This window comes from Candidatus Eremiobacterota bacterium, assembly GCA_031082125.1.
GTDB lineage: Bacteria > Vulcanimicrobiota > CADAWZ01 > CADAWZ01 > Ess09-12 > Ess09-12.
On record JAVHLM010000022.1, the window covers coordinates 131,961 to 138,270 of the forward strand.

The 6,310-nt window shown below is 54.3% G+C and carries 7 protein-coding genes and 2 tRNA genes; 2 read left to right on the forward strand and 7 right to left on the reverse strand.

Translation table 11 applies throughout. The annotated features are described in order from the left end of the window. Positions 1-200: 200 nt before the first annotated feature. From RDV48_21835 to RDV48_21855, 5 genes are all read right to left on the reverse strand, one after another. Complete coding sequence (locus RDV48_21835) at positions 201-2,699, reverse strand: HNH endonuclease signature motif containing protein (protein MDQ7825458.1); 2,499 nt, start codon at positions 2,697-2,699, stop codon at positions 201-203. 646 nt (positions 2,700-3,345) lie between these two features. Continuing rightward, positions 3,346-3,762 carry a DUF86 domain-containing protein gene (locus RDV48_21840; GenBank protein ID MDQ7825459.1) on the reverse strand — a complete coding sequence of 139 codons (417 nt, stop codon included), beginning with the start codon at positions 3,760-3,762 and terminating at the stop codon, positions 3,346-3,348. Beyond that, positions 3,755-4,288: a nucleotidyltransferase domain-containing protein gene (locus RDV48_21845; GenBank protein ID MDQ7825460.1), complete on the reverse strand. Its 534-nt coding sequence runs from the start codon at positions 4,286-4,288 to the stop codon at positions 3,755-3,757. The genes RDV48_21840 and RDV48_21845 overlap by 8 nt, the downstream gene beginning before the upstream one ends. Continuing rightward, a complete protein-coding gene (locus tag RDV48_21850; protein MDQ7825461.1) occupies positions 4,254-4,496 on the reverse strand; it encodes a hypothetical protein in 243 nt (80 codons plus the stop codon). Before RDV48_21850 ends, RDV48_21845 begins: the two co-directional genes overlap by 35 nt. A 19-nt stretch (positions 4,497-4,515) precedes the next feature. Further along, positions 4,516-4,731 (reverse strand): DUF234 domain-containing protein, encoded by a 216-nt coding sequence (locus tag RDV48_21855; GenBank protein ID MDQ7825462.1) that lies wholly within the window; start codon positions 4,729-4,731, stop codon positions 4,516-4,518. A 241-nt stretch (positions 4,732-4,972) separates the two neighbouring features. Between RDV48_21855 and RDV48_21860 the strand changes: the two genes are divergently transcribed. Then, a complete protein-coding gene (locus RDV48_21860) occupies positions 4,973-5,245 on the forward strand; it encodes a BrnT family toxin (GenBank protein MDQ7825463.1) in 273 nt (90 codons plus the stop codon). After that, positions 5,232-5,477, forward strand: coding sequence for a hypothetical protein (locus tag RDV48_21865; protein MDQ7825464.1), 246 nt, complete (start codon positions 5,232-5,234; stop codon positions 5,475-5,477). Before RDV48_21860 ends, RDV48_21865 begins: the two co-directional genes overlap by 14 nt. A 302-nt stretch (positions 5,478-5,779) precedes the next feature. On the opposite strand, the gene RDV48_21870 is transcribed toward RDV48_21865, so the two are convergent. Together RDV48_21870 and RDV48_21875 are read right to left on the reverse strand one after the other, a co-directional pair. Next, positions 5,780-5,853 (reverse strand) — tRNA-Glu (locus tag RDV48_21870). Positions 5,854-5,865: 12 nt separating this feature from the next. Beyond that, positions 5,866-5,936 (reverse strand) — tRNA-Gln (locus RDV48_21875). Positions 5,937-6,310: the final 374 nt, after the last annotated feature.

Genomic DNA, 6,310 nt, shown 5'->3' on the forward strand with positions numbered 1-6,310 from the left:
CAATGGAATCATCGGGGCGCGGGGATTTCACCTCGCACCCACTACTATAAGTAACCTTTGACGGGCTGGAAGGGAGCGACAATGGCGTGAATCTGATCATCTGCCCGGCAGGGTTCCCCGACAGGGTCAGGCAGGAAGCAGGAGAGCGCCTCATGGGGCTGTTGGGAGCGCAAGGAATTGTTAAAAAGAAGGGAAAAAGGTTAACTTTCTGTGCTTCTTATCGCAGATCTGGAGCCGTTTACATAGATAAGAAAGGGAGCTCCTTCAGAGAGGGAGCCGAAGGTGACGGTGAGACCGTATGGTGCCCGGCCGCTGACGGTGAGGGTTCTGAGGCCATGGAGCAGGTGGAGATGGCAGGCTTCGCAGAGCACGATGAGGTTCCACTCATCGTCGGTGCCCCCCTGGGAGCGCCTGATGATGTGGTGGATATGGAGATTCCGCCGGCAGCGGCATCCGGGGGACTGGCAATGGAATCGGTCGCGCTTCAGGATTTTATGGTGACGGGCCGCTTTGTGAAACTCACCTTCGGAGGCAAGGTAATCCGTGAGAAGGGCGGCAAGGAATCTTTCATCGGCAGAAGCCCCTTCCTGGATGCCATCGACGGTGACGGCGGCCTCCGGGTGCCCCTGAGAAGCGAGAAAGACCAGGGCGGCGATGTTCCAGAGCTCATGGAGCTCCTGCGGCAGATAAAACTTCACCGTCATGGCGCCTTTGACTGCTCTTGAGGGGGCCCCTCCCTGGAGGATATCCACGAGCAAGGCTTCCTCGGGATTGGCGCCCGGGGTGAGGGTGCAGATCTTCCGGGCCTCCTCCAGACGCGCACACAGGCAGGAATTTTTTTCAACCTGCCCCTCCTGCATGAGGCCCTTGTCGCCGGCACACAGGGAAGAAGATTTTTCAACCCGCCCCCTGCAGGTGGTGGCCGCAGCGGCAAGGAGCTCTTCTCCATCGCTGAAATATTTCCAGGGCGCATCAAAGCGCCTGTCGCGGGCTTCCTGGGCCCCTTCATCGTCCTCGGAGAGGGGCCATGAGGGAGCGAGAGAGGGGCCTTTGTACCACGAGCCTTCGCGGATGATGTCCCGCACTTCTTCGGGGAGCGCATGGAACCGATCGTCGGTGACGTACCGGAAGCCGGGCAGAAGCGTATAGTTCACCGCCGCAAAAAAGTCGTACTCCTTGATTCTCCTGATGCGCCCCGCCTCTTCCCGTAGGTCCGCCGTCGGGACCGATGCCGCAAAGGCAATCCACTGTTTCTCATTTTTCGAGTCCACAACGGGGAGGATCAGGCGGGCCTGCTCCCTGGTGATAAGGCCTGATTTAAAGGCATCTTCTGTGAGAGGCCTGCGGCGGAAGTCATCAGCAAGCCTGATGAGCTGCCGGGTATGGGCTTTGGAGAAGCCGCACCGCACCTCGGCATATTCCTCGACGGAGGCAAAGCCGAAGCGCTCATGCAGAAAGCCCTCGCCCATTCCCCTCAGGAGCACCCCCATGGCCGCGTCAAGCCTCTGGCGGATTGAGGCTCCCCTGATGAGCCTCCCGGCGATGAGTGCCGGACTGTCATCCTGGGGATAGGCCATGATTTCCTCAAGCCACGAGGGAAAAAAGATATGCCAGGGCCCCTTCCAGGGATTGCAGGAGCTCCCCGCAGAATCAAGAGCGTCCTCTTCCGGGAGATCCCTCTCGCCGCGCTCCCTCTCCCGCCTCACCCCCTTGGGCTCCCGGTAAAATATCGGGAGCGCTCCCTTCCCATCGAGAGATGAGGGCTGCGAGGCACCTCCATGGGAAGCCATCCAGTTGGCGAGGAGCGCCTCGATGAATCCGGCGAGAGGCCCGTCGTAGTGCTCCCTGTCCCGGAAGAAGGAGAGGGCGAAGTCCCAGGTGAGGGCAAGCGAGGGCGACACGCGGAAATACATCATCAGGCCTGGAGCAACGCTTGAATCACCGTGCCCGGCACAGAGAGTGCAATCCAGGGCATCCTCAGCCCCCGGGAGCTCAGGTGAGCCCTCAACCGGCGGAGACTGATCCTCCGGGCCTTTCCCGCAGCAGCAGGGAGCTCCTTCCCGCCCCCTCTCCGCGAGCGCCGCGCTCACCTCCCGCGCAAGGCCGCTCAAAGAGCGCCTCTGCGCCCTCTCAAGCCACCAGGCTTCGTTCTCAGGGGTGGCGACCCTCGAGAGATGCCTCAGGGCGCTCTTGGCGATCCAGCCCTCAAGATAGGCCTTCCGTGTGAGGGGAAGACTCCCGAGAAGCTCGAAATTGTGCATCAGCTCCGACGCGGTGCGCCCCGACATCGAGAGATGCTCCACGGCAAAGGTCGCCATGGAGCGGTAGCCTAACCGATCAACTCCTTTCGTCCTGAGATTCACGAGAAGGCCGCCGAGCACAAGGTCCAGCGCCAGGCGGCCCCTGACTGCCTCGCAGAGGGTAAAATCGATTTTGGATGCCCGCTCATCCCTGTCGATGAGGGAGGGGCCGAAAGTGAGGTCCCCGGTGAGTCTTTCCGCTTCGGGGAGAAGGCCCTCCCTGGTGATCTTCACCATGCGCTCCGCATTGTGGAGGGATTCAGCGGGAAGCTCGAAAGGCTCCGGGAGGAGGAGCATGTCCTCGTGATCCGCAAAGCGGCAAGGATCGCTGAGGTGAAGGAGCTCCTCCTCGTCGGGAAGGTGCAGAGTGAGAGTGGGTTGAAGATTGATGGGACTCATACTCTCATTATAGCAGAACGGAAAGGAGAAATCAAAGAGGCCGATCCCTGAAATGCCTGTCATAGAGCCATTTTGGGGCCGTCGCTACATGCGCTGTGCTGAAAGAAAAGAGGCGGAGAGGTCAAAAATGACCCCTGAGGCCTCTTGTGCGCATCCATGGGGCAATGAGGCGCTCTCCCGGCCATTTTATAATGCTCGGCGCCAAAACTGCCGCTTTCTCTCCCTGTCTGATATTTTTTGAAGTGCTTTATGGTTCCCGTGGAGCCCGGTACCCTATGGATGAATGTTCTGCTAGGAAACAGGCTGAGCATTCTTATCCTCCTGCGAGAGCTTCCCTTCTCTCTGCCATTATTCTCTCATCCCGCCTGCGGCAGTCAAGATGGGTTCAGGACCATGAAAAGTGGGTTCATTTGATCGTGAAATCTACGGCTCCCCGGCTACTGGGCTCAGAGCGCCATGCAAGGGAAACCTCGAACCGCCTGGGAATACTCATCATGAAAGCCTCATAATGCTCAGCTGAAAACGTCACAGGGCGCCTCACCGGCTCACCTCCTTCTTCCCCCGCGGCAGGAGAGTCATCATGCCTGAATCCCGGTGAAACTGAGTTGCCATGACTATGCCAGCAGGGGATTCGACAGCGCGCTCCTTACAGTTCCGGATTGTTCCTGAGGAATAGCCCGATGGAATCGGCACACTTCCTGAGATCACCAAGGTCGCGTCGCAGGATTTCCAGGATCTTTTCATTATCCACTTCCCAGTAGCGGTGAACCACCAGATTCCGGAACCTGGCCATTTTCTTCAGGCTCTCAAGCAGCTCCGGATCTTTCAGGATTCCTTCTTTCGCGAGTATCTCAAGTGACTCGATATTGCTTTTTGGAGTGTCGAAGTTGCAGGCTGCGATGATATGATGCGTGATGTTGAATATCGTTTCGATGCTTATTTGAATAACATGCTGGATCCCATAGGCAATAAAGGGGCTTCCATTTATTTCTTCAAGGGTGGCATGCTCCTGCGAAGCAAGCAGCACAAGATATTTCTCAAGGTCCAGAAGATGACTAGACAACAATTTTCGGTCTATGACCAAAGCTTCCCTCCGCCAGACGCTTTTGAAGCGCTCTGTCATGGATTTCTTCGTAATAATTATAGTCCAGGTACTCTGAGAGAAGGCTTGACTCGTAAAACTCCTTCTCTCTCCGATTCCGGGCATAAATTACAGAGTTTTTTGATATGACCTGATACTGGAAGAAGAGAGGGCTCCCGTTGAGGGCCTTGATATCGATCCGCTCTTCGGGCAGCCTCAAAGCCTCTGAGGCAGTAAGCACCATTTCACTGAGAATCTCTTCATAAGCAGGGTCGCCGCCAGGCAAGTGCTCAAACAGCACAGCGATATCGATGTCGCTCATGGGAGTCGCTTTATCCGCGGCCACCGATCCAAAAATATAGATAAGGCTGACAGGGGACAGGATCCCCTTCTCTTCAAGCGCACTGATAAAAGCCGGAAGAGTCTGCTTCATATCCCTATTATACAGAAAAGTGACGGAGAAGACAATAATCTCAGCGGAGCCTTTCGATGAGGGATGCCGCCGCATAACTCTCTCTCCATGGCACCACACCCCACGAACAGCTCTTCCAGGAGGCCCTCGAAGCCTTCGCCCTGCCACCCGGGGAATGCACGGCTGCAGTGTGCGCGTTTCCGGAGAATGGCATGACTGCACTATTCCCTGAAGAAGGCGGGAGCTGCAGGAGCCTGTCTTTTCCCACCAGGATGACGCTCTCTTTCTCTGCGAGCTTTCTCATATCTCCCGTGAATCCGCTTCTACTGAACAGGATATGGCGGTCGCGCCTTTTCATAGACGCCGGCGACAAGCCCCGGGAAATCATGGTCGAAGCGGGAGAGGACCTCTTCGCATGCACCGATTTCAATATCGCTCATGTAAGGGAAGACAAATCTGAACCAGAAGCGTATGAAATTATCGGCAATGAGGTACAGGCCTTTTTTAGACTTCTCCCTGTGCTCCTCGTTGACAGGCACCTCTTTCGCAATCAGCCGGAGGTTTTCCAGAACCCCCAGTCCCCAAAATACCGGGGTGCCATCAGGCCATCAATCAATGTTCTCTCAGGGTCCGTTATCGCTACCTTATATAATGTGATTATTTGACCCTGGCAAATTATTGCAACAAAATCTGTCAAATCATCTCTCCTGAAAATCTTGATCCCTCTTCTGTCTATATGATATGATAGCAGCATAAGAGAGGAGAAGAAATCCATTGGCATTGTTATTCGAATGGGATCCTATGAAAGCGAGGCTGAATCTGGAGAAGCACGGCATTTCTTTCGATGAGGCCAGCACCGCATTCCAGGATTTCTTATCAATCACGATCTCAGATCCATCACATTCGGAAGGCGAGGAACGGTTTGTCCTGCTTGGTTATTCTCATCGCAACAGGCTGCTGGTAGTTGTTCACACAGAACAAAAGGACCGTATCCGCATCATCAGTGCAAGACCGGCAACCAGAAAGGAGTCATTGTCTTATGAAGAAAAATAGTAATGATCCGGATATGCTTAAGGAATATGACTTCAGCCATGGCACGAGGGGTAAGTATGCAAAGAGATATGCTGAAGGTGCTAACATTGTGGTCATTGAGCCTGATGTGGCAGAGTATTTTCCTGATCACGACTCAGTGAATAATGCACTTCGAAGTCTGGCGGAAATTATCAAGAGAACACAGAAAGCCGAGAAGACGACTTCACGCCGACACACTGACAGTAAACGGTGATCAATATTCTCCCTTATTATCCTGCCTATCTCTCCAAGAATTTCTGCGGGGCATCCTTTGCGGACATACCACCGTATACAATCCCCATGAGATTATGGCGAAAACCTATGTTCCCCTTGTGCCAAATCTGTGCCAAAAGTTAGGAAATTTTTCGAAAAAATCGCCACAATTCGGAAAAAATCGCTGCTGGGCAGAAGTACCAAAACATTGCAGTAACAGGGTTTTCTGGGGCACACTCACCAATGCACGGCCCCCGGTACATACGTAATCCCGCGGAATCTTATTCCTGCGGGACTTTATTATAGCCCGTGGGGGATTCGAACCCCCGATTTCCGCCGTGAGAGGGCGGCGTCCTGAGCCGCTAGACCAACGGGCCTCATACTTTACGCTGCCGGGGAAGGAATCGAACCCTCACAAACAGATCCAGAGTCTGCTGTCCTACCGTTAGACGACCCGGCATCTTTTCGAGGATATTATAGCAGGAACGCTGTGCCCTTGTCAAACAATCCGGCGAATTATTTTAACGAAATTTCCGCACCGCAGGAATGAGGATCAAGGATACTCGGTGAAGTTGAGAAAAGTCGGGATTCTGCTATCAATGGCAGGCTTTTATCTCATGATGCCTGGGTCACGTGACCAGGGTAAAACCTGCTTTGCGCCAGAATGGTCCCTGGCCTCACGATACACCTGTCAGTTGTCATTTTGTCAATACAGGCGCCTGTCCCCATTTTTACACGCCATTTTTACGAAGAGGAGTGTACATACTGTAAAGAGAAAGTCGGAACATGTCAATAGATTTGAGACACTTTCTTGAAAGAAATTAGGTTTGAGAT

Bases quoted from the DNA above. Each gene is read 5' to 3' on its own strand.
- RDV48_21835 (MDQ7825458.1), bottom strand. From the start codon at position 2,699: ATGAGTCCCATCAATCTTCAACCCACTCTCACTCTGCACCTTCCCGAC.
- RDV48_21845 (MDQ7825460.1), bottom strand. From the start codon at position 4,288: ATGCGGCGGCATCCCTCATCGAAAGGCTCCGCTGAGATTATTGTCTTC.
- RDV48_21850 (MDQ7825461.1), bottom strand. From the start codon at position 4,496: ATGAGAAAGCTCGCAGAGAAAGAGAGCGTCATCCTGGTGGGAAAAGAC.
- RDV48_21865 (MDQ7825464.1), top strand. From the start codon at position 5,232: ATGAAGAAAAATAGTAATGATCCGGATATGCTTAAGGAATATGACTTC.